At 40.1% G+C, this 23961-nt stretch carries 21 protein-coding genes; 14 read left to right on the forward strand and 7 right to left on the reverse strand.

What is annotated here, in order from left to right; genetic code table 11:
- Nucleotides 1-46: 46 nt before the first annotated feature.
- The gene (gene dnaX, locus H3U82_RS05220) at nucleotides 47-2005 is read right to left on the reverse strand and encodes a DNA polymerase III subunit gamma/tau (protein ID WP_198209539.1); all 1959 of its coding nucleotides are present in this window, start codon (nucleotides 2003-2005) and stop codon (nucleotides 47-49) included.
- 668 nt (nucleotides 2006-2673) lie between these two features.
- On the opposite strand from dnaX, the gene H3U82_RS05225 reads away from it, so the two are divergent.
- Nucleotides 2674-3831 (forward strand): hypothetical protein, encoded by a 1158-nt coding sequence (locus H3U82_RS05225; protein WP_198209541.1) that lies wholly within the window; start codon nucleotides 2674-2676, stop codon nucleotides 3829-3831.
- Between the two features lie 349 nt (nucleotides 3832-4180).
- Here the strand turns inward: H3U82_RS05225 and mltB are convergent, their stop codons facing one another.
- The 5 genes from mltB to rpsF form a co-directional block, all read right to left on the reverse strand.
- Entirely contained in the window at nucleotides 4181-5260 is a 1080-nt protein-coding gene (gene mltB / locus H3U82_RS05230) for a lytic murein transglycosylase B (RefSeq protein ID WP_370520372.1), read from the reverse strand.
- A 116-nt stretch (nucleotides 5261-5376) separates the two neighbouring features.
- Nucleotides 5377-5832 (reverse strand): 50S ribosomal protein L9, encoded by a 456-nt coding sequence (gene rplI / locus H3U82_RS05235; protein WP_025330417.1) that lies wholly within the window; start codon nucleotides 5830-5832, stop codon nucleotides 5377-5379.
- 15 nt (nucleotides 5833-5847) lie between these two features.
- The gene (rpsR, locus tag H3U82_RS05240; RefSeq protein ID WP_025330416.1) at nucleotides 5848-6078 is read right to left on the reverse strand and encodes a 30S ribosomal protein S18; all 231 of its coding nucleotides are present in this window, start codon (nucleotides 6076-6078) and stop codon (nucleotides 5848-5850) included.
- 5 nt (nucleotides 6079-6083) lie between these two features.
- On the reverse strand, nucleotides 6084-6380 hold the full coding sequence (gene priB, locus H3U82_RS05245) for a primosomal replication protein N (RefSeq protein ID WP_025330415.1): 297 nt from the start codon (nucleotides 6378-6380) through the stop codon (nucleotides 6084-6086).
- Between the two features lie 19 nt (nucleotides 6381-6399).
- Nucleotides 6400-6783, reverse strand: coding sequence for a 30S ribosomal protein S6 (rpsF, locus tag H3U82_RS05250; protein WP_198209544.1), 384 nt, complete (start codon nucleotides 6781-6783; stop codon nucleotides 6400-6402).
- Between the two features lie 321 nt (nucleotides 6784-7104).
- On the opposite strand from rpsF, the gene H3U82_RS05255 reads away from it, so the two are divergent.
- The 11 genes from H3U82_RS05255 (at nucleotide 7105) to H3U82_RS05305 (ending at nucleotide 19194) form a co-directional block, all read left to right on the forward strand.
- The gene (locus tag H3U82_RS05255) at nucleotides 7105-8538 is read left to right on the forward strand and encodes a mechanosensitive ion channel family protein (protein WP_198209545.1); all 1434 of its coding nucleotides are present in this window, start codon (nucleotides 7105-7107) and stop codon (nucleotides 8536-8538) included.
- Complete coding sequence (gene nudB, locus H3U82_RS05260; RefSeq protein ID WP_198209547.1) at nucleotides 8531-8974, forward strand: dihydroneopterin triphosphate diphosphatase; 444 nt, start codon at nucleotides 8531-8533, stop codon at nucleotides 8972-8974. The genes H3U82_RS05255 and nudB overlap by 8 nt, the downstream gene beginning before the upstream one ends.
- 22 nt (nucleotides 8975-8996) lie before the next feature.
- Nucleotides 8997-9752, forward strand: coding sequence for an endonuclease/exonuclease/phosphatase family protein (locus tag H3U82_RS05265; RefSeq protein WP_078475308.1), 756 nt, complete (start codon nucleotides 8997-8999; stop codon nucleotides 9750-9752).
- Nucleotides 9753-10031: 279 nt separating this feature from the next.
- Nucleotides 10032-10589, forward strand: a complete 558-nt coding sequence (locus tag H3U82_RS05270) for a LysE/ArgO family amino acid transporter (RefSeq protein ID WP_280522167.1) — start codon at nucleotides 10032-10034, stop codon at nucleotides 10587-10589.
- Between the two features lie 359 nt (nucleotides 10590-10948).
- Nucleotides 10949-11956 (forward strand): porphobilinogen synthase, encoded by a 1008-nt coding sequence (hemB, locus tag H3U82_RS05275; RefSeq protein WP_078475310.1) that lies wholly within the window; start codon nucleotides 10949-10951, stop codon nucleotides 11954-11956.
- Nucleotides 11957-12977: 1021 nt separating this feature from the next.
- Entirely contained in the window at nucleotides 12978-13868 is an 891-nt protein-coding gene (gene cyoA, locus H3U82_RS05280; protein ID WP_084549971.1) for a ubiquinol oxidase subunit II, read from the forward strand.
- 19 nt (nucleotides 13869-13887) lie between these two features.
- Nucleotides 13888-15873 carry a cytochrome o ubiquinol oxidase subunit I gene (gene cyoB, locus H3U82_RS05285; protein WP_025330407.1) on the forward strand — a complete coding sequence of 662 codons (1986 nt, stop codon included), beginning with the start codon at nucleotides 13888-13890 and terminating at the stop codon, nucleotides 15871-15873.
- The gene (locus H3U82_RS05290) at nucleotides 15873-16484 is read left to right on the forward strand and encodes a cytochrome o ubiquinol oxidase subunit III (RefSeq protein WP_025330406.1); all 612 of its coding nucleotides are present in this window, start codon (nucleotides 15873-15875) and stop codon (nucleotides 16482-16484) included. Before cyoB ends, H3U82_RS05290 begins: the two co-directional genes overlap by 1 nt.
- The gene (cyoD, locus tag H3U82_RS05295; RefSeq protein ID WP_025330405.1) at nucleotides 16481-16813 is read left to right on the forward strand and encodes a cytochrome o ubiquinol oxidase subunit IV; all 333 of its coding nucleotides are present in this window, start codon (nucleotides 16481-16483) and stop codon (nucleotides 16811-16813) included. Before H3U82_RS05290 ends, cyoD begins: the two co-directional genes overlap by 4 nt.
- Nucleotides 16814-16822: 9 nt before the next feature.
- Nucleotides 16823-17713, forward strand: a complete 891-nt coding sequence (gene cyoE, locus H3U82_RS05300) for a heme o synthase (protein WP_041880326.1) — start codon at nucleotides 16823-16825, stop codon at nucleotides 17711-17713.
- Between the two features lie 95 nt (nucleotides 17714-17808).
- Complete coding sequence (locus H3U82_RS05305) at nucleotides 17809-19194, forward strand: MFS transporter (RefSeq protein WP_232336108.1); 1386 nt, start codon at nucleotides 17809-17811, stop codon at nucleotides 19192-19194.
- Nucleotides 19195-19330: 136 nt separating this feature from the next.
- Here the strand turns inward: H3U82_RS05305 and H3U82_RS05310 are convergent, their stop codons facing one another.
- Nucleotides 19331-21061, reverse strand: a complete 1731-nt coding sequence (locus H3U82_RS05310) for a cation:proton antiporter (RefSeq protein WP_078475311.1) — start codon at nucleotides 21059-21061, stop codon at nucleotides 19331-19333.
- Between the two features lie 332 nt (nucleotides 21062-21393).
- Here H3U82_RS05310 and H3U82_RS05315 point away from each other — a divergent pair, with 332 nt between their 5' ends.
- Entirely contained in the window at nucleotides 21394-22332 is a 939-nt protein-coding gene (locus tag H3U82_RS05315; RefSeq protein ID WP_078475312.1) for a Dyp-type peroxidase, read from the forward strand.
- Nucleotides 22333-22436: 104 nt separating this feature from the next.
- The gene (locus H3U82_RS05320) at nucleotides 22437-23939 is read left to right on the forward strand and encodes a sodium:proton antiporter (RefSeq protein WP_078475313.1); all 1503 of its coding nucleotides are present in this window, start codon (nucleotides 22437-22439) and stop codon (nucleotides 23937-23939) included.
- The last annotated feature ends 22 nt before the right edge of the window (nucleotides 23940-23961 follow it).

Raw genomic sequence — 23961 nt, forward strand, 5'->3', positions numbered from 1 at the left:
TACACGTCAATTAAATAGAGAGAAAAAATTAAACAAATAATGGCAATTATTCTTTATCCAGATGTAAACTTTCCGGTATCCATTCTGCATTAAAAGTTTCCATCAGCATCTTTACAGCGGGCTGCGCTTCTAACACTGTCTTTGCCTGCTGTTGTTGTTCTGCATGTAATCGCTGCTGACGCATTTGCGGTGTTTCCGGCATACTCTGCTCCTGCCAGCTACAGGTATGCAGATGTATCGGCCGTTGATAAACTTCTGACAACGATTCAGCCAGCCGGTTTAATAACTCACGATTGGCTGTCGGCTCACCCTGCTCAGCCAGAGCAATAGTTAAATCACCACTATTTTCATCATAAGCAACAATCGCCGTATGCTGACTGAACAACTGTACTGCACCGAGACGATGTGCCAGCAAAGTTAAAATTTCCGGCCAGTTCTCTGCCGTCAATGGCGGAAAAGCCTTTTTTACCAGAGTTAAATTCTGATCATCTCTGGGCTTTTCTGCGGATATATCCGTATTTTCATCATACTTTTCTGCCGCGTTTGCATTGACTGATTTTACAGACTCAAACACACTCACAGCCTCATAAGATATGTCATCAACACCTGTTTCCCAAGGTGGCGGAGGCTCATCACTAATCGTTACAGACTGAGATTCCTGCAAAGCAGGTGAAGAATCATTTAATATCTTGCTATCAGCAGCTGTTATCGACGACGATTTTTTTTCGATTATTTCAGTTTCTAATGTTACCGGTACTTCAGTAGTTGCATCAGATGCTGTCTCTGACAGTGCTTCAGATACTAAAGCTGGACTATTTTCTTCAGAAACAGTTGGTATATTATCCATCTGCTTATTGTTTACTGGCACATCATGCAACTGTGTACCGTCGATTTGTCCATGCAAACGTTGTGTATTCAGTGCAGCCAGAGGTGCAAATGCAAGCATCCGCAATAAGGTCATGACAAACCCAGCTTTCTCATCCGGAGCAAGCGGCAAATCTGCCTTACCTCGTAATACACACTGATAATATAATTGAATCTGCTCTCCTGAAAACAAACCCGCAAAACGAGTTAAAGCCGCATACTCAGGATCATCAGCGCCGACTGCCGGAACAGATTGCAGTATTGTTAATCGCTGTAATAACAGAGCCAGCTCAGTTAACGCACTATCAAATCCTACCGCGCAACTGGCCATTTCCTCCGCTTTAGCCAGTAATGCCTGACCATCCCGTACAGCCAAGGCTTCCAAAAGCGCATACAAATAACTTTTATCAACCGCACCAATCATATTCCGCACATCAGATTCAGTTACCTTTCCTGAACCAATGGCAATAGCCTGATCAAGCAAACTGAGTGCATCACGCATTGAGCCGGCAGCAGCCCGGCCTAACAGCCATAATGCCGGATCTTCATAAGCAATTTGTTCCTGCTGTAATACATAAACCAGATGATCATGTACCTGAGTACTATTCAGATTGCGCAAGACAAATTGCAGACACCGGCTTAAAACCGTAATCGGTACTTTCTGCGGATCTGTTGTCGCCAGAATAAATTTCACATGTTCAGGCGGCTCTTCTAAAGTTTTGAGCATGGCATTAAAAGCACTTTTCGACAACATGTGCACTTCGTCGATGATATAGACTTTATACTGCCCCATCGTTGGCGCATATTGTGCGTTTTCGAGTACTTCGCGGATATTATCAATTCCTGTATTGGAAGCAGCATCAATTTCCAGCACATCAACAAAACGGCCGGCATCAATCTGGCGACAAGAATCACATTGGTTACATGGCTCACCATGTTCAGTATGCTGGCAATTCAGGCTTTTGGCCAGAATACGGGCAATGGTGGTTTTACCTACACCCCGAGTCCCTGTAAGCATATAAGCATGATGCAAACGTCCTTTATCAAGCGCATTTAACAATGCCCTGACTACATGCTCCTGTCCTACTAAATCGGCGAACTTTTTTGGTCGCCATTTTCGTGCCAATACTTGATAAGTCATAACCATCCGCAACTGCCAGCCACAGCAAAACTTAAAGGCAAAATAAATCTTGTTCAGTGCAATCTAAACAAGCACTTTATTGTAACCAAAAACCAGCATAAAAGGTTATACCAAAGCCACAAACCAGGTGAAACAATCAGATGAAACAACCTCAACTTGCTTTAACATCTGTTGTTATTACTTTAAATAGTTAAGATTGCAGAATATATATTTAATATGCTTAAATCATCAATAATAAATTAAAGTACAAATATTTTACACAAATCGCTCTTAGTAAATATAACTACGCGAAAATAAAAACAAATAAAAAGTCATTTGCTACATGAAAAATTATCTGAATACATGTAAACACGCACTTAGTCTGTATGCTTAATTATAAATCAATCTTAATTTATGAAATATATAACATTACTTGAGCAGCCTCGTTTAACAATCACATTATTCCAATATTAAATATTTTTACCCTTAATCTAAGCATTTGGATGAGTAAAAAATTACCAGAGATTTATTTATCCTTGTCAAAAGAGTTCATATTTACAAATTAACCTACCAATAATTTGATATAAATACACAATATATCAATATTATTTGTTTTAAATAAAATAATTAATTTATATTAATAACAGGGTCAATATAATTTTAAAAAGATATTTTTAGTGAGCCTGTACATGGATCATCCTTATTATCACACTGATAGTTATGTTTTTGTATGGATATTTATACTGCCTTTTTTCTACATCGTTTTTCTTCCTACCCTGATAATTGTTTATGGAAAAATTTATAAATTTATCAAAATAGGCTTTGCCATTATTATTGCCGGATGGTTAGTTTTCAGCCTGATATTTGCTGACATCTATATTTTTTTATTTTCAATAACAGGAGCACTTTTTCCAGTTATTCTTCGCTACTGTCAATCCTTCACCGCTCATTTTCAAGGCATTAAGCAAAAATTTTATTCTGTTATTGTTTATATTGTTTTGCCATTCTTATGTACCTTTTTCTGGCCAGCCTATCTTGTCGCTCCGCCGTTAATAGAATACTGGCAAAACCGTCCAGACAGTGAATGCAAACAAAATGGCCGATTAGTGGCTTTATCAGAAGATATTAACTTACGTATTTACCCGATCTCCAAATATCCATCATTTTGGATTAGAAGCCTTGCTCCTAAGTTAGAAGATTATATTTTTAATACCGCTCAAAAGAATTTTTGCAGGCAGTTTTCAGCTTCACAACCAACTTTAATCGACTCCATTGGTAAAATAAATATTGATTTAAATACTTTATGCCAACATCCGATTTCAAAAAAAATGGCCGGCTATTGCGAAAATCTGGCAACCAGACAAATAAAATTTGAATGGCTTAAATTCGAACTGATAAAAAAAGATAAGAATACTAAAAGTCCCTGGCAACAATTTCAACATGATTTGGATAATAAATATATTTATACTAAAGAAGAAAAAATAAATTATGAAATAGTGAATCATCACACTGAATTGATTGAAAATTTAAAATTTGATAATCAAGTACAAATGTTTAAGTTTTTTGATCACTACTATAATGTCATAACCGTTCCCAATCCCGGTTGGTTACCATCTGTAACGGAACCTCTTGTTATTAATTGCCCGACTGATTATGATTTAAAATGCTATATAACTCATGATTTTACTAATAATTGGGAAGTTTCCTACTTATACTCTTTTACAATTAATTATAAGAATAATCCTGATAATGATGATCAAAATTCTATCAATCAAAAATTAGATGCAGCTAAACTGGCTTATCAGATTATAGAAAGTGTTATCGAGGAAATGCAGGTAAATCACTAGTTTACTCATTATCTAATAAACACGAATAGCCATATTTAGATAAAATTTCAAATCAGCGTTATCGGCAATGAAAGATAAAAACTTATTTGAACACATAAATTAATATTTATAGCTTCTATTATAACTAATTTAATAATCATTAATCAGACATTCATCTTCATTTCAATGATAAATCTGACTATGGTTTAATTGAATATCCTGCAATATTAATACAGGTAAAAATTACACCAGATTAGTTTCATCTTTATTTAAATTTTTTAATAATTATTTTAATCAATTACTACTTACCATAGCAAAATAAAAGCCATCTGTATAACAAGATGGCTGATGATTGCAAATGAACACTCATTTATAAATTAGCATTGGCATCTGCCAAATTATTCGCAATCTGACGAACGGCAGCCACATAATGCCGGCTATGGTTATATTGCCAGATAGTGTAGAAATTATTCAGACCAAACCAGTAATCATATTCGCCGGGAGATCTTTCCAGACGATATAAAATACCCTTTTCCTGATCTTTAATCTGCGCGGGAATGACTACGCCTAACTGACGCAACTGACCTGCGGTGTATTTAAGCGAAGTAGGTTCATCAATGATTTGCTGTAATCGCGGTGTTGGCTGCATATTTACCGGAACGGCAATCGGCGCTCCGGACTGCCAGCCATGCTGTTTCATATAATTGGCCACTGAGGCCAGTGTATCACCGGAATTACGCCAGATATCCCGATGTCCGTCACCATCCCAGTCAACGGCAAACTGGCGAAAACTGGATGGCATGAACTGTGGCATACCCATTGCCCCGGCAAAGCTGCCCTTAAAGCTTAATGGATCCTGCTTTTCTTCATAAGCCAGTTGCAAAAATTCAGATAGCTCACGCTGAAAATATTCAGCCCGCCGTGGATAGTGATAGCCCAATGTTGTCAGTGCATCAGCAACCCGATATGAGCCCATAGTATTGCCGTAATTGGTTTCAATCCCGACAATCGCCACCAGCAATTGCGGCGCTACTCCATAACGTTTTGATACTGCCTGAATTATTCCGGTGTTATTTTTCCAGAAGATATTTCCGGTATTAATACGAACATTATTGGCATTATTCTGTACAAATGTATACCACGGTAAGGATGTTCCCGGTTTATCCATACCACGAACAATACTTGGCCGGTAGCTTACCTGCCGGAAAAAATTTTCCAATTGAGCCCTGCTATATTGTCCCCGCTTAACTTCAAAATCAATAAAACGATTTACATCATTACGTTTCAGTAAATCTATTCCACTGTCCGTCAAAGCAAACACTTTATTATCAGCTGGTGACGATACACTGGTTGTAGCAGTAGGCTGAAGTGGTTTTTCCTGAATTGGATGGGTACTTTGACAAGCAGACAGAAACAAAGCTGCACTTATCATCCTGACTAATTTCATTATTATGGTTCCTAGCATATGCTTCATGCACAGTTTAAACTAATTTTACCATCAATAACAAAAAAGCTGTCCGGATTAACCCGAACAGCTTACGCTTTCCTGATGTGTGTCAGTTATATTTATTCTGCAGCAGCTACAACAGTTACTGTGATAGCAGCAACAGCATCACTGTGCAGAGCTACTTCGATTTCATATTCACCAATGGCTTTCAAAGGACCATTAGGCAAACGCACATTAGCTTTAACTACTTCAACACCAATAGCAGTTTTAATAGCTTCTGCAATATCATGAGTCGTTACAGAACCAAACAGACGACCATCAACACCAGCTTTTTGCGCTACACTGATGTTCTGACCATCCAGTTTCAGTTTACGTGCTTCAGCATCAGCAAGAACAGCAGCCTGATGTGCTTCATATTCAGCACGTTTTTCTTCAAATGCAGCCAGATTGGCAGCATTGGCACGCTGAGCCTTACCCTGAGGAATCAAAAAGTTACGGGCATAGCCGTTTTTTACATTAACCAGATCACCCAGATTACCCAGGCCACCGACTTTTTCTAACAAAATAATCTGCATAATAACTCTTCCTTATTATTTATGTTGATCGGTGTAAGGCAGCAAAGCCAGAAAACGGGCACGTTTTACAGCTGTAGACAGCTGACGCTGGTAATGTGCTTTGGTTCCGGTAATGCGTGCCGGAATGATTTTACCATTTTCAGTAATAAAATCTTTTAACAAATCAACTGCTTTATAGTCTACTTGTTTGATACCTTCCGCAGTAAAGCGGCAAAATTTTCTACGTTTGAATGATTGACGAGCCATGTCGTTTAACCTTTATATTCACGAATTTGTTGGATATGCAGTACCGGACGGGAGTGGTATATACCTTTCTGGCTGAGAAATCCGCTGACTTCGACCATATTTCCCGGCTGATACGACCAGTTTTCAGCTAAATCACCCAGTGCTTTCGCCTGAATTTCTACTTTTGCCAGATACTGCTGTTGCAGTTCCGTTTGCCATGACTCATGGGTAAGCCACATGGTCAGAACCGGCAAACCGGCTGGCGTATAGCGTAAATTGTCCAGACTTTTAATCTGTGCACACAGGCATATTTGATTCAGCAAACCGGCCTCAGTAAATTAATCAGGCTTCAGTTGCTTCTTCTGAAGCAGTTTCAGTGCTGTTACCTGCTAACAGATTTTTAGACTTCTCGTCTTTCATCATTGGAGAAGCTTCAGTCACTGCTGCGTCCATTTTTACAGTCAGATGACGCAATACAGCATCATTAAAGCGGAATGCTGTTTCAATTTCGTCAATCACTTCAGGTGTGGTTTCAATATTCATTAACACGTAGTGTGCTTTATGAATTTTATTGATCGGGTAAGCCAGCTGACGGCGACCCCAGTCTTCCAGACGGTGAATTTTACCATTAGCTTCGGTAATCATGGTTTTGTAACGTTCAACCATAGCACCGACCTGTTCGCTTTGATCCGGATGGACAATGAACACGATTTCATAATGACGCATGAGTACTCCTTGTGGCTAATCGATCCCTTTACCATGCGAAAGTGCAAAGGGCAAGGTTGGAAAACCGATTATTATAAGCATCTTTGTATTCAGAATCAAATAATAAGTTGCCTGCTTAAGCAGATTTATTAAAATCACAACAAAAATATGTTTTTTATAAACAATTTTAAATAAACCATCATTCTTACAAGTATTATTCACCCCTATCATATGCACAGATTAAGTTATCTATATTTGATAATTTTAATAACGACAGTTTACAGAAACCAATTAGAACGCCTACCATTAGGTCAATTTTAAAATTTTTTTCTTTGCCCTACCATGAATAACTACTTTGACTCCATGTTTGCCCGCAAAGAATTTCTAGCACGCCTGATAGTACATAGTTTAAAAACCACTACCGGCTGGCTGGAACTGGCCTGTGCAGTGGTGATTATGATTGGTACTTATTGGCTCAGCCTGCAAATGCTGTCGGCCGTATCCAAACGTACTGAAAACCAGAACAACATTAAATTTCCGTTTCTGTACCACCTGTTTACACGCCTGCTATGGCCCGTATTGCTATTTATCTGCACTATTATTGCAATGATTATCTGGCGTGCCGGCACAGGTGAGTCGGTATTATGGTTACAAATAACTGTTTTTACTGCGCGCTGGTTACTGATGATTCGCATCATTATGGCCGTGTTGCACAACGCTATCCCGAATAACCGTTTTAATGAGCATTATGAGCGCTCACTATCCACATTCCTATGGGTATGTTTTATTCTATGGCTCACCAGTCTGGATACTTTTATTATCCGCCTGCTCAAGTCACTGGCTCTGCCCATAGGTTCAACCAGTCTGAGCCTGTATACAGTAATCACCGGTAGTATTATTGTCGGGATTGCCATTATTATTGCTATGTGGCTGTCCCGATTTACCGAAAAACGTATTCTTAAAGCAGAAAAACTCGACGTCAATCTGCGTTATGTACTGGTAAAAATTGTCAAAACATTACTGGTAGTGGTTGCCGTACTGATTGCCCTGCCAATGGTAGGAATTAACTTAACTATTCTCTCTGTTTTTGGTGGCGCTCTGGGTGTTGGTCTCGGACTTGGTTTACAGAAAATTGCCAGCAATTATGTATCCGGTTTTATCATTCTGGCAGACCATTCCGTGCGTCCTGGCGACAGGCTGAATATTAATAATTTCACCGGCTATGTAACCAAGATAACTGCCCGTTTTGTAGTACTACGCAGCAGTGATGGCTCAGAAGCCCTGATTCCGAATGATACCTTTGTTTCCAATACGGTTATCAATGATTCTTATTCCAGTAAAATTATGTCCAACAACCTGACCTTACAGGTAGCCTACAATACAGATCTGCCTCAGGCTTTGGAAATACTAAAAGAAGCTGCAGCCAAACAGGCAAGAGTATGCGATGATCCTAAACCAAACAGTTATGTTACCGGCTTTGCTGATTCCGGAATTAATCTGTATATTAATTACTGGATTCGTGATCCAGAAAATGGTTTTCTAAGTATCAATTCTGCAATTTTGCTGGAAATCTGGAATCGTTTTAAAGAAGTTGGTATAGAATTTCCATTTCCGCAGCAGGAAATACGTATTCTCAATGATAAAGAAGATCCGATTACCTGCGATACCATAACCAGTTCAGTAAAAACTGAAACTGCTTCAGCTTATCCGGAGCCCTTACCCACCGCATTAAGCGTTTCATCTTATCGCTCAGCTCATCAACAGCATCATGATTAACAATAAACCATATAAACAACCTGTATCTGTACTGGTTGTTATTTATGATAACAACCGGCAGATACTGCTACTGGAACGCGCAGATAAGCCGGATTTCTGGCAATCTGTAACTGGCAGTCTGGAACCGGGAGAAACAATTGAGCAGACTGCAAAACGAGAACTGGCAGAAGAAACCGGCATTTATAGCAATGATATTCTTAACTGGCAGCAATCCACTATCTACGAAATTTATCCGCACTGGCGTCATCGCTATGCTCCCGGAATTACTCATAATACCGAGCATATCTTTTCCCTGTGTATTGCAGCAGAAACTCCTATTCTTCTGTCTCCACGCGAACATATAGACTATATATGGTGTTCGCCTGAACAGGCTGCGGAAAAAGTATTTTCGCCATCGAACCGTTCAGCAATACTGCAACTACCCCAACACTGGTAATTTAAAATCACCGGCCATTTTCATGAATAAAATCACTATTGCCTCCTATAACATACATAAAGGCATGTCAGCACTTAATAAAAAAGTACAGCTTCCTCAAATGGCGGCAGCACTGCATCAGCTGGCACCAGACATACTGTTTTTGCAGGAAGTACAAGGAATCAATAGTAAACGGGCAGAAAATATGCCGGATTTTCCCAAAAAACCCCATTACCAGGTACTCGGCGAACAGTTAGCCTATAACGTCAGTTACGGACGTAATGCTCGTTATAAATACCGCGATCATGGTAATGCTATTTTAAGTCAGCTGCCAATTGTAACCTGTCATAATCTGGATATAAGTGTAAACAGTGTTGAACAACGAGGACTGTTACATTGTGAAATACAGCCCCCGCACTGGACACGACCTTTGGTATGCCTGTGTGCCCATTTAAACTTACGTGAACCAGACCGAATAAAACAGTATCAGACTATTTATGACTATATCCAAAGTGAAATAGATCCGGCCAATCCATTAATTTTAGCCGGCGATTTCAACGACTGGCGCCAGCGTTCCCACGATACTTTAGGTTTAAAATTAAATTTGCATGATGCATTTTATGCTTATCGCCATGCACCGAAAACTTTTCCCGCCCGCCTGCCTATTTTAAGTCTCGACAGAATCTTTACCCGCCATCTGGAAATACATGAAGCAAAACCATTAACAGGTCTGCCATGGCAAAAACTCTCCGACCATCTGCCTTTGTACGCAGTTGTCAGCCCTCTGAGTAAAACTTAATAACCTGTTTTCAAATGAATCTAAATCATTAATCCTAAGCTGGATTTCATCTAAGCTATTTTTATCCAGACATTTTCCGAATAATTTTAAAAACCGTCGTATCTATTGAATTAATAAAGCTTTCAGCAAAATTATTAATAAAATAAACTTGTTATATAAATATACTTTAATATAACAAGTAATAGAAATTGCGTTAATTATTTTACATTTCAATAGTTTAATAGGTTAAACTCAATATTTGCTTTACTATCAGGACTAAGCCTTGGCTTTTCATTAATTATAGCTATTGGTGCCCAAAATGCATTTGTTTTAAAGCAAGGTTTAAAGCAGCAATATGTTTTCTGGGTATGCCTAATCTGCTCAGTATCAGATACTATTCTGATTTATTTAGGGGTAACCGGATTTGCTAAAGTACTTAACCGCTATCCGGAAATTATTATTTATGCCAAATATTTTGGTGCTACTTTTTTATTTATTTATAGCATACGAAGTTTTTATTCTGCATTGAATCAAAATTTAGCGCTGAAAACAAGCCTGATTGATAAAAGTTCCTTAATGAAAGTTATTGGAGTATGTCTGGCTTTTACATGGTTAAATCCACATGTGTATCTGGATACAGTGATTTTAGTTGGTTCGATATCAGTATCATTCAAAGATAATCTTCATCTATTTACACTTGGAGTTATGCTTGCCTCATGGCTGTTCTTTTTTTCATTAGGCTATGGTGCAAAATTTTTATCTCCTTTATTTAATCAAAATCTTTCATGGAAGATATTAGACTTAGTTATAGGCGTTATTATGTGGAGTATAAGTTTTAGCTTGATTTTCATTAAATAGTCACATTGAACGCTAAATTCATTGAAAAATCAGCTTTCTTTCAGCAATAAAAAATTATTCTATCAACTAACTCATTTAGACTTTGTTTCAAATATTTACTGCTTATCAATTTTAATTAAATACTAAACAGAAGGAATTTTAAAAGCAATTATGCTTTTTCCTAATTACATCTTATAAATACACTTTTAATTACAAACCAAAATTTAATAGTTTTTATTAATAATCAGTACAGAATTATGTCATTAGAAGTCCTGCCTGAAAGGGTTTAGAATAACAATCCAAATTTCACTAAGCTTTACAGAACGTGATTTTAGCCAGCTTATAGGTGGCTGTAATTATTAAAAATCAGGATTACTATTATGAACTTTCCTCCTCGAATTATGCCCAATACACGTATGCGGCGTATGCGACGTGATGATTTTTCACGGCGAATGATGCGTGAAACCATACTGACAGCCAATGATTTTATTTTGCCGGTATTTGTGCATGAACAAACTGGGCGTATGCCTGTTGACAGCATGCCCGGAGTAGAACGTTTATCTATTGATGAATTATTAAAAGTTGCGGAACAGGCTTTAAAACTGGGCGTACCGGTTCTGGATTTATTTGGTGTTCCCAATCCTGATAGCAAAACCGCTGACGGACGGGCGGCATGGGATGAAAACGGTATCATTCAGCGTGCTATCCGTGCTCTGAAATCCCGTTTTCCTGAGCTGGGTGTAATGGCAGATCAGGCTCTCGATCCTTATACAACCCACGGACAGGATGGCCTGCCGGATGAAAATGGTTATATTAAAAATGATGAAACGATAGAAGCGCTTATCAAACAATCACTTTCACATGCAGCAGCCGGTGCGGATATTCTTTCTCCAAGCGATATGATGGATGGACGTATCGGAGCTATCCGCGAAGCATTGGAAGAAAATAGTTTTATTCATACCCGGATTATGTCTTATGCTGCCAAATATGCTTCAGCTTTTTACGGTCCGTTTCGCAGTGCGGTAGGCAGTGCCGGTAATCTGGGTAAAGGTAATAAATATACTTATCAGATGGATCCTGCTAACAGCAATGAAGCACTGCATGAAGTAGCACTTGATATAGCTGAAGGAGCAGATATGGTAATGATTAAACCGGGTATGCCTTATCTGGATGTAATCAGACGGGTTAAAGATGAATTTGGCGTTCCTACATACGCCTATCAGGTATCTGGTGAGTACGCCATGCTGCAGGCAGCCATCAGTAATGGCTGGCTCGAGGCTGATAAAGTAATTTTAGAAAGCCTGCTTGCATTTAAACGAGCCGGTGCAGATGGTATTCTGACCTATTTTGCCTTGCAAGCAGCGCAGCAATTACAACAAAATAGCTAGAATAAAAAGATATATAGCCATCAGGAATGCATCAGTTTGCAATCAACCCAGCCGGTATGAAAGCAAACTGATGCATTTATATATTTATATTTGAATGCATGCTGATTTATTTTGAATTTGATCACTGATTCTTCTATACCATCATACAAATATCATTAACAATATAGATAATCAGATAGTTAAAACACTTAATGATTATTTTGAGAAATTACAATAAATATGAATTCAATACAGAAAATATGCAAAATGGTATGAAAATTGCTAAACATTTACTCAAATGTTAACAAGTAAGGAAAATAAGCATAAAAACAATAAAGATAATAATTATCTAATTTGAATTATATTGTTTACTTTAGTTATATTATTTAAACCATGTTGCAAAAAGAAATCAATCAATATTTTATTTCAGTCGATACCTTTACAACACCCGAATATTTGTTTATTTCAAAACGAGTTCATAAAAAAACCATATAATACAAAATTTTAAATACAACAATTAGACGATCTGGCTTTTAATTATTGTTGAAATTATTTTAAAAAAATTATTTTTTAAAATAATTCACACAAAATTGATACAGATTAACCTTTTTATAATCTTAACATTTATCTTCTTTTTTTTCAGAAAAAAAGCTTGCTATTTTTTTCTTAAAACATACACCCTATATTTATCTATATAAATCAGCATTTTATATTTAATAAAAATTTAAGTTTATTCATGATAAATTTAAATATTAAACTAATTTTCAAGATGACATTTATGTGTTAATAAACGGATTTTATCGGAAATCAAAGCAGTATTCTTATCTTCACGACAAAGAAATATAAAGTAATTTTTTAATATACATATTTGTTTTATATAATAAATAATAAAAAATTTTTTAAAAATTTTTTATTTATTCCGCTATGTTTTTTAATAATGTGTTGAATACTGCAATATACAGTTCAGCTACATTGTCTTAAAATAGTAGCACCCGTTTTTTACAAACGTTAATCGTGTTTCCCGTAATGTTGAGGTCGTTACATGAAATTAAGTAAGCTCTCAGGGATAGTATTGACGATGCTGATCGGTTCGCTTTTTTTAAGCGGCTGTGATGCAGCTCTGCTAAACCCTAAAGGCCATATAGGTCAGGAAGAACGCACACTGATACTGACAGCCTTAGGCTTGATGTTGATAGTCGTAATTCCGGTGATTATCATGGCAGTTTTATTTTCTCTGAAATTCAGAGAGGGTAGTAATGCCAAATATTCACCGAAATGGGCGCATTCCAACAAACTCGAAGCCGTAGTTTGGGGTATTCCTATCCTGATTATTCTCATTCTGGGAACAATCACATGGAAAACCACTCACTCTCTGGATCCCTATCGTCCGCTGGAAAGTGATAAAAAACCGGTGGTAATCGAAGTAATTTCATTAGACTGGAAATGGCTGTTTATTTATCCTGAACAGGGTATTGCCACTGTTAATGAAATTGCTTTTCCGAAAGATACCCCGGTGGAATTCAGAATCACTTCCAATACAGTGATGAATTCATTCTTTATTCCGCAGCTGGGTAGCCAGATTTATGCTATGGCTGGTATGCAAACCAAATTACATCTGGTTGCTGATACAGCAGGTGAATACAAAGGTATTTCATCCAGCTACAGCGGTGCCGGTTTCTCTGGCATGAAATTTACTGCCATTGCGACACCGGATGAAGCCAGCTTCAATCAGTGGGTGGATAAGGTGAAACAGTCGCCCAATACACTTAATGACATGGCTTCATTCAACAAACTGGCTGCGCCTAGTCAATTCCATAAAGTGGAATATTTCTCCAGCGCAAATCCGAGTTTGTACGGCAACGTGATTGCTAAATTTGCCAATCACAATATGCCTGCTGCTCTACAGGCCAGTGCAGCCAGCAGTGCTGAGTAAGCTTGCGAGGAAATAAACAATGTTCGGAAAATTATCTTTAGATGCGATACCGTTCCATGAACCGATTGTCATGGTAACGATTACAGCTATCATCGTCATTGGTCTGGCGCTGGTAGGTGCAATTACGTATTTTCATAAATGGGGCTATCTGTGGAAAGAATGGTTTACTACAGTTGACCACAAACGCATCGGTATCATGTATATCATTGTCGCTATTGTGATGCTGGTTCGTGGTTTTGCCGATGCAGTGATGATGCGTAGTCAGCAGGTTTTAGCCTCATCAGGTACCAGTGACGGCTTTTTGCCACCACATCACTACGATCAGATTTTCACCGCTCACGGTGTAATCATGATTTTCTTTGTTGCCATGCCTTTTGTAATCGGCCTGATGAACTTTGTCATCCCGCTGCAACTGGGTGCGCGCGATGTGGCCTACCCATTCCTGAATAATCTGGGTTTCTGGTTTACTGCTGTAAGTGTGGTACTGGTTAACTTATCACTGGGAATCGGTGAATTTGCACAAACCGGCTGGTTGTCCTATCCGCCGCTGTCTGGTCTGGAATTCAGTCCGGGGGTAGGTGTTGATTACTGGATATGGAGTTTGCAGATATCAGGTATCGGGACAACGGTTAGTGCTGTTAACTTTATAGCTACTATCCTGAAAATGCGTGCACCGGGCATGACTATGATGAAAATGCCTATTTTCTGCTGGGCATCTTTCTGTAGCAATATTCTGATTCTGACTTCCTTTCCTATCCTGACAGCCTCTGTTGCCATGCTGACATTAGACCGTTACCTCGGCACCCACTTCTTTACTAATGAACTGGGCGGTAACATGATGATGTACATCAACCTGATCTGGGCATGGGGTCATCCGGAAGTATATATTCTGATACTGCCAATCTTTGGTGTGTATTCAGAAGTTACAGCTACATTCTCACGCAAGACCATGTTTGGCTATACTTCAATGGTATGGGCAACTGTGTGTATCACCATATTGTCTTTTATCGTATGGCTGCACCACTTCTTTACCATGGGTTCAGGTGCCAATGTCAACGCATTCTTCGGTATCGCAACCATGATTATTTCTATCCCGACCGGGGTAAAAATCTTCAACTGGCTGTTTACCATGTATGAAGGTCGTATTTCCTTCCATGTGCCGATGCTGTGGACTGTAGGCTTTATCATTACATTCTCTGTAGGTGGCATGACCGGTGTACTGCTTGCTGTGCCGGGTGCGGATTTTGTATTGCATGGCAGTCTGTTCTTAGTCGCTCACTTCCATAACACCATTATCGGTGGTGTAGTGTTTGGATTGTTTGCAGCACTTAACTACTGGTTCCCGAAAGCATTCGGCTTTAAGCTGGATGAAAAATGGGGCAAACGGGCTTTCTGGTGCTGGTTTATCGGCTTCTTTGTAGCATTCATGCCTTTATATGCACTGGGCTTCATGGGTATGACCCGCCGTCTGAGTCAGCACATTGATCCGGCTTACCATAATTTGCTGTGCGTTGCTGCCAGTGGTGCTGCCATTATCGCTCTGGGTGTAGTATGCATGGTGATTCAAGTTGTAGTTTCCTGCCTGCATCGTAAGGAAAACCTTGATGTTACGGGTGATCCGTGGGATGGTCGTACTCTGGAATGGTCTACTTCTTCCCCTGTACCTTTCTATAATTTCGCTGTGCAGCCACAGGTTGAAAGCCGTGATGCATTCTGGGATGAGAAAGAAAAAGGTATTGCTTACAAGAAACCAGCCAAATATGAAGAAATTCATATGCCGAAAAATACTGCTGCCGGTCTGGTGATTGCAGTGTTCTCAATGATTTGCGGCTTTGCCCTGATCTGGCATATCTGGTGGATGGCTATCGTTGGCTTTGCCGGCATGATTATCAGCATTATTGTCAAGAGCTTTGACACGGATGTGGATTACTACGTTCCGGTTGCTGAAATCGAAGCTATTGAAAGCAAACGTTTTAATGAATTAACTAAAGCAGGACTGAAATAATGTCAACTGAAACCTTGATTCACGGTAGTGCGCATGAGCACGCTCACCACGACAACGGTTCACTGAAGGTATTCGGGTTCTGGATTTACCTGATGAGTGACTTGATTTTGTTCTCCTGTCTGTTTGCCACCTATATCGTGCTCCTGCCGGGCACAGCAGGTGGTCCAAGCGGCAAAGACATTTTCGAGCTGCCTTTTGTGCTGGTAGAAACTTTTGCTCTTTTATTGAGTTCCATTACTTACGGCTTTGCCGTGCTGGCAATGAATCGCAATAATCAGAGTCAGGTTTTATTATGGCTGGTGATTACTTTTGTATTCGGTGCATGCTTCATCGGGATGGAACTGTATGAATTTCATCACCTGATTACAAGTGGTATGGGTCCTGACCGCAGTGGTTATCTTTCTGGCTTTTTTGCTCTGGTCGGCACCCACGGTCTGCACGTTACTGCCGGTTTAATCTGGATGGCTGTAATGATGATTCAGGTAGCTTCACGCGGTCTTACCAGTGTTAACCGTATGCGCATCAACTGCCTGAGCCTGTTCTGGCACTTTCTGGACATCGTGTGGATTTGCGTGTTCTCAATTGTATATCTGATGGGGGTAGCGTTATGAGTCAGTCAAACCATCAAGACCATATCCCACAACATGGCAGTGCTAAAAACTACATTATCGGGTTTATCCTGTCTGTAGTTTTAACTCTGATTCCATTTATGATGGTAATGAATCAGTCCGCTGATAAACAAACTCTGTTTGCCGTGATTGTCATTACTGCCGTTTTGCAGCTTATTGTTCAGCTGGTATGCTTTTTGCATCTTGGCAGTAACCCTGAAGAACGCTGGAATCTGATTTCATTTATCTTCACTGCTATTGTGATTGTATTGCTAGTAGGTCTTTCCATTTGGATTATGTGGAGCCTGAACGCAAACATGGTGTTAGGTTAAAGGCAGTTCATGATTAAGCCATACCTGCAAGTAACAAAACCAGGTATTATCGTCGGCAACCTGATTTCGGTTGTCGGCGGGTTTTTGCTGGCGTCAAAAGGCAGCATAAACGGCTACCTGCTAATCCTTACCCTGCTGGGCGTGTCTTTGGTAGTAGCCTCCGGCTGTGCGTTTAATAATCTGATTGACCGTGATATTGATCCGAAAATGGAGCGTACTAAGAATCGTGTGCTTGTGCGGGGCTTAGCATCTGCCCGCGTAACATTTGCACTGGCCACGATACTGGGTATTGCCGGATTTGTTGTGCTTTATTTTGGCGCAAATCCCTTAGCCATGTGGTTATCTGTAATGGGCTTTGTGGTTTATGTAGGGATTTACAGTCTCTATATGAAACGGCATTCAGTTTACGGAACTTTAATTGGCAGTCTGTCGGGTGCTGCACCACCAGTAATCGGTTATTGCGCTGTAAGCAATAATTTTGATGCAGGTGCACTTATTCTGCTGGCGATTTTTAGTCTCTGGCAGATGCCGCATTCCTATGCAATCGCGATTTACCGCTTTAAGGATTATCAGGCGGCTAATATTCCGGTTTTACCGGTAGTAAAAGGCATTGCTGTAGCAAAACACCATATCACGTTTTATATTATTGCCTTTATGTTTGCAACATTGATGCTGTCAATAGGCGGCTACGCCGGCTACAAATATCTGGTCGTTGCTGCTGCTGTCAGCGTGTGGTGGCTGTGTATGGCATTATCCGGCTATAAAGCACAGAATAATGATCGTATATGGGCACGCAAACTGTTTGTGTTTTCGATTATTGCTATCACTACCTTAAGCATAATGATGTCGGTAGATTTTATGACTCCGGCCTCACAAACTGTATTAAGCTTTGCTGGCTGATACCGTGACATAAATATATAACAATACGCAAACCAACCCAACCTGCCTTTGTTTCTTTTACAATAGGCAGGTTTTTCTTTTAAGCAGTATTAAACATGAATTCCAAGAACAACATCGATACACACATGAATCTTGCCGAAAGGCGTGCAACTTGGGGGTTAGGGGCAGTCTTTTCGCTACGCATGCTGGGCATGTTTATGGTTCTTCCTGTTCTGACTACTTACGGTATGAAATTAGAGGGAGCAAGTGAAAGCCTGATCGGAATGGCAATCGGAATTTATGGCCTGATGCAGGCTATATTGCAAATTCCTTTTGGTTTGTGGTCTGACCGTTTCGGGCGTAAACCTTTAATCGTAGGCGGCTTGCTGATTTTCACTCTGGGCAGCTTTATTGCTGCCTTAACATCCTCTATCTGGGGAGTCATACTGGGACGTGCATTACAAGGCAGTGGTGCTATCGCAGCAGCTGTAATGGCATTATTATCTGACCTGACGCGCGAACAAAACCGCACCAAAGCCATGGCTTTTATTGGTATTAGCTTTGGTATCACTTTTGCAATTGCCATGGTCTGCGGCCCTATCATTACACATGCAATAGGTTTACACGGATTATTCTGGGTTATTGCGATACTGGCACTGGCTGCTATCGGCCTGACATTGTTTTTTGTACCCGACAGTACTGTTCATGTACTTAACCGTGAATCAGGCATTGTACGCGGCAGTTTTGGTACTGTACTGCGCAACCCTGCCCTGTTTAAGCTGAACATCGGTATTTTCTGCATGCATTTTCTGCTTATGTCGACTTTTGTCGCGCTGCCTATACAACTGGAACAGGCAGGCTTTCCGGCAGCCAGACATTGGCAGATTTATTTATACACGATGCTGATTGCTTTCATTACTGTTCTGCCACCAATTATATACGCTGAAAGCAAACGGCAAATGAAGCAAGTGTTTATCTTGTGTGTTGCCGGACTATTAATTGCTGAAAGTGTATTATGGCTGGCTAATATTTCTTTCTGGCCGCTTGTCACAGGTGTTTTATTATTCTTTATTGCTTTTAATCTGATGGAAGCACTCTTGCCTTCATGGGTCAGTAAAGAAGCACCGGCAGGTTATAAAGGCACTGCAATGGGCATCTATGCTACCGGACAATTTCTGGGCGTAGCCTGCGGAGGAACAATCGGAGGCTGGCTGGCTGCACATACCGGTGCACATAGTGTTTTTATCTTCGGCACAGGATTAACTTTTATCTGGCTTCTGCTGAGCCTGACAATGCACGAACCACCCTATTTGGCCAGTCTGCGCATTATCCTGAAACAAGGTCGTGTTTTACCTGACAATGCCCGACAACAATTACTTGAACAGGCTGGTGTACATCAGGTACTGATTATTCCTGAAGAACACAGTATATATATCAAAATAGACAGCAAAATTACTAACCGTGAACAACTGGAAGTATTCATCGATACCATAAGTAATTAAACCAAAACAGGCGCAAACCAATATTAGATAATTATTGATTTACGCCTGTTTCAGAAAATATCATTTTCAGGATACTGGATTATTTTTAAAAACTAATAAAAAAATTATATTTTTCTATTGGAATCAATGTCAGTTTTCAGACCTGTCCGAATGCTTGCATAATTTCATTGGCGAGCACGAGCTGACTGTCAACAACTTTGGTTGCCCCTGCCTGAATAAACAACTGTTTGTCCTGTTCATATCTGCTGAATGTGACTATGTGCAGTTGCGGATTAAGTGCAATGGCAGCCTTTATAATTGATATCACTTCAGTTTTATTCTGAATAGTAATAATCAGATTTTTAGCCTGAGCAACAAATACAGCGTCCAGCATCCCATCTGATAATGCATGCCCATAGGCAACGGGTATCTGACGTGCACGCAACTCTGTAACAACTTCTAAACGATTTTCCTGTACATAGACTGTTTCATTACGTGCGTGCAAATGTCTGATTATTTCTTGTCCGACCGGGCCTGCACCCACCAACACTGTATGATCGCTCACCGCAGGAGCAATAGCCATATCTTCATCTACAAAATAGATTGAAACCGGCTTAATCGGTGCAGCTACTTTTGCATGAGGTTTATCCGATAATCGATTATTCTCGGACACAATGGTTGTAGCAGAAGTTTTTTGCTGTGACTGTTTTTCCAGATAGTGGTTCAGCCAGACAAATAAAAACGGGTTACAGATTATGGATATTAGTGCACTACCCAGAATCAGATCACTGGCTAATTGCGGCAAAATATTGTATACCGCGCCCAGACTGGCAATCATGAAGGAAAACTCACCGATCTGAGCCAGCGCAACAGCAATTGTTAGTGCAGTTTGAGGCGGATAGCCGAATACACGCACAATCAAAAATGCTCCCGCACTTTTACCTATTACTACCACCAATAAAGTGGCTAAGAGTAATAGTGGGTTACGGACAATAATACTAGGATCAAACAGCATACCCACTGAAACAAAAAACAGTACGGTAAAAAAATCACGTAAGCCGCCGGATGCTTCTTCAGCAGTGTGATTCATACTGGTTTCGCTGATGATGGCTCCGGCAAAAAAAGCACCCAGAGCAAACGACACACCAAAGAAATAATTGGCCAGTATGGCACAGCCTAAAGCAATAGCAATGACAGCCAGACGAAACAACTCAGGACTTCCGGTGCTCACTACACGCTGTAAAGACCATGGAATTATTCTGCGACCAAGAAAAAGCATAACCAGTATAAATGCAATGATTTGTACTCCGGTTTTACCCAGCAAATAAAGCAAATTTGCACTGGAAACAGCTCCCTCTCCTGATAAAACCGGCGCCAGAGCCGGAATCATCACCAGCACAAACACCATGGCAATATCTTCAACAATCAGCCAGCCGGTGGCAATTCGCCCCTGTGTAGAATCCCCCAAATGCCAGCGCTGTAAAGCCGCTATTAAGACAACAGTTGAAGCACAAGATAGAGCCAATCCGAAGACGATACCGGCACCTGTTGTCCAGCCAGCCAGATAAGCAAGCAGCCAGCCAAGTAAAGTAGCCAGAATAATCTGGATAAGTGCGCCTGGTATTGCTACCCGCTTAACCGCAAGTAAATCGCGAATGGAAAAATGCAGTCCCACCCCAAACATCAGCAAAATCACGCCCAGTTCGGCCAACTGCTGTGATAAATGCATATCTGCAGTAAATCCTTTGGTATACGGTCCGACAATTATGCCGGCCAGCAGATAGCCGACCAGCGGGGGCATACGCAGCTTATGTGCGATATAACCGAGCACAAAGGCGAAAAATAAACCACCTACGATGGTTTCAACCAATGGAAATGAGTGATGCATTGCTTTCTCAGGGTAATAGTAAATAATAGTAAGTAATCTATACTAGCGGAAAAATATCAGCAAATAAAAGCTTTTATACGCTTTTAGGTTATAATTATCATATTTTATCGATAATTTTCATATCTTATGTATAAGTATCCCCATTTACTAATTGCGTTACTAATACAGGCAGTGAGAAAAGCCGGATTTATTACTCGGTTCGGTTTACTGTGCTGAACGTATTTACAGGCGATTTTTTATGACATAGTTAAAAATATTTAAATTCATGTCAGTTTGTACTTAATAATGTACGTTGATTTCATTATAATAATGGTTTAGGAAAGTATTTATTAATGACAATATACAGAACACCTTCAGTATTAGCTTATCCGGGTAAAAGTGCTTTATTTATTACGTTAGGGATACAGAATAATCAGGCAGCGATTACCAAGGTACTCGAATTTATTACTGGTTTTTCAGCGTTAGTACGCAGTATGCATGGCCGGTTTCATGATGAAAATTTTAATGCATTAATGGGGATTGGTTCGGAAGCCTGGGACAGGCTGCGGCCGGGCAAACCAAAGCCTAAGGAACTGACTCCTTTTACTGCTATTAAAGGCGAAAAACATACTGCTGTAGCGACAGCTGGCGATCTTTTCTTTCATATCCGTGCCGATCGTCAGGATATTTGTTATGAAATGGCCGCAATGATTGATGAATTACTGGCTGATGCGACTTATTCCATTGATGAAGTAAGTGGTTTCCGTTATCTGGATGGTCGCGCTATCATCGGTTTTGTTGACGGTACCGAAAATCCGGAAGATGTATCCAAAGCAGAATATGCTCTGGTGGGTGATGAAGATCCGTTATTTCGCAACGGCAGTTATGCTTTTACTCAGAAATATCTGCATAACATGCAGGCATGGCGGCAATTATCAGTAGAAGAACAGGAAAAAGTCATTGGCCGGCGCCGTTTTAATGACATTGAGCTTTCTGATGAAGAAAAGCCGAAAACTGCACATAGTAACGTGAGTAAGGCTTATGATGCACAAGGCAATGAACTGAAAATTATTCGTGCCAATGTAGCATTTGCTCATCCGTCAAAAAATGAGTACGGTACGTTTTTTATCGGTTATGCACGTTCATTTGCAGTAACACGCCAAATGCTGCAGCATATGTTTACCGGAAATGACGAAGGTCACGTAGACCGTCTGCTGGATTTCAGCACACCGGTAAGCGGCAGTCTCTATTTTATTCCAGCACCTGATTTACTGGATGAATTTGATTCGTAAGTTATTATTGCAAGTTTTGATTCAAGGGGAACCTGCTACAAACTGCGACAGATTCGATTCATCAGCAACTTATTACAATACTTAAATAAAGGAAAACTGTTTGCATGGGTAGTGTACTTTTTTTACAGGCAATAACGGTTATTTTTTCACTGTCTATTGTCACCACATTATTAAATAAACGCTTATTTGATATGCCGCAGGCCATTGGTGTACCGATTGTTTCAGCCATTCTGGTATTTGCACTGCAATGGGGCATGAATTTATTCGGACGCAATCATTTTATCCATGTAGATATCATGGCCTTAAAGGCAGCCGTAAGTCATATTAATTTTTATGATTTTCTGGTAAACGGCGTAATCTGCTTTATTCTGACCTCCTCTGCTCTTAAATTTAAGATTTCTGATTTAAAGCGTTACTGGAGACAAATTCTGATTCTGGCCACTCTGGGATTATTGCTGTGCTCAGTGCTGTTTGGCGGTCTGCTTTATGGGTTTCAGTTTCTGGTCGGCGATCATGTTCCTCTGCTGGTTCTGCTGTTACTGGGCTCTGCTCTGGGTGCAACAGACCCTATCGGGATTAAAGGCGTACTGAGCTCAGTACGTACCCCACGCCATTTAATGGTTAAACTGGAAGGTGAATCATTATTTAATGATGCCATGTGTATCGTTGTATTTATGACCATTCTTACTCTGATTAATGGTCAGCACGTATCTCCTTTAGGTGTTATTGAAAATTTCTTCTATGAAATTGTTGTTGCCGTTATTATCGGGTTTATTTTCGGCATTGGCGCATTGCGCCTGTTGCATGGCAAACATGAAAATGAATCACTGATTCTGACAACAGCTTTGCTGGCTTCCGGTTCTTATCTGGTGGCTTATTTCGCTCATGCGTCCGGCCCGATTGCCTGTGTTGTCGGCGGTTTGATCGTTGGAAATAAATGGCAGGAAGTTTTACAGAAAAAAGAAATAGATGATGTTAATAACTTCTGGCACGCTGTAGAAGGCATCATCAATTCATTTCTGTTTACCTTAATCGGTCTGGAACTCTTTATCGTTGATATGAGTAAAACTCTGGTTATCGGCGGTATTATAGCTTTCGTATTACTGCATCTGAGCCGTTTTGCCGGAAACATACTGGCATTTATGTTGTTTCCGAAAGTATATAAGAAAAGCTACCATGGCAGCCTTACCATTTTGTCCTGGGGGGGTGTACGCGGTGGTATCTCTCTCGCCCTGATACTGGCTGTAGCCAATATGCCGGCATTGGCTAAATACAGCGATATTCTGGTTGGTTATACATTTATCTGTGTATTGCTTTCCGGTGTGGTATGTGGCCTTGGCTTACCTGAAATACTCAACGCATTCTATTACAACCCGAATGAACCTAAAACCGGGTTCAGAGGCTGGTATCAGCGCCAGTGCCACCGTTTCAACCGCAGCGGAGTGATGTACACTATTGAGGATCGTTCTGACGGATCAGAATACATTTCTGTTTATAATCCTGTTGCAGTAGCCACTGCGGCCGCTAATCCAAGTGAAGAAATTGCGCTGACTCCTGAAGAATTAAAACAGAAAGTAGATAAACTGGAAAATCCGGATAATTTCTAATTTGAAAAACTAAGGCCGGCAT

Origin of the sequence: Snodgrassella sp. W8132 (assembly GCF_016100865.1) — a bacterium.
Lineage (GTDB): Bacteria > Pseudomonadota > Gammaproteobacteria > Burkholderiales > Neisseriaceae > Snodgrassella > Snodgrassella alvi.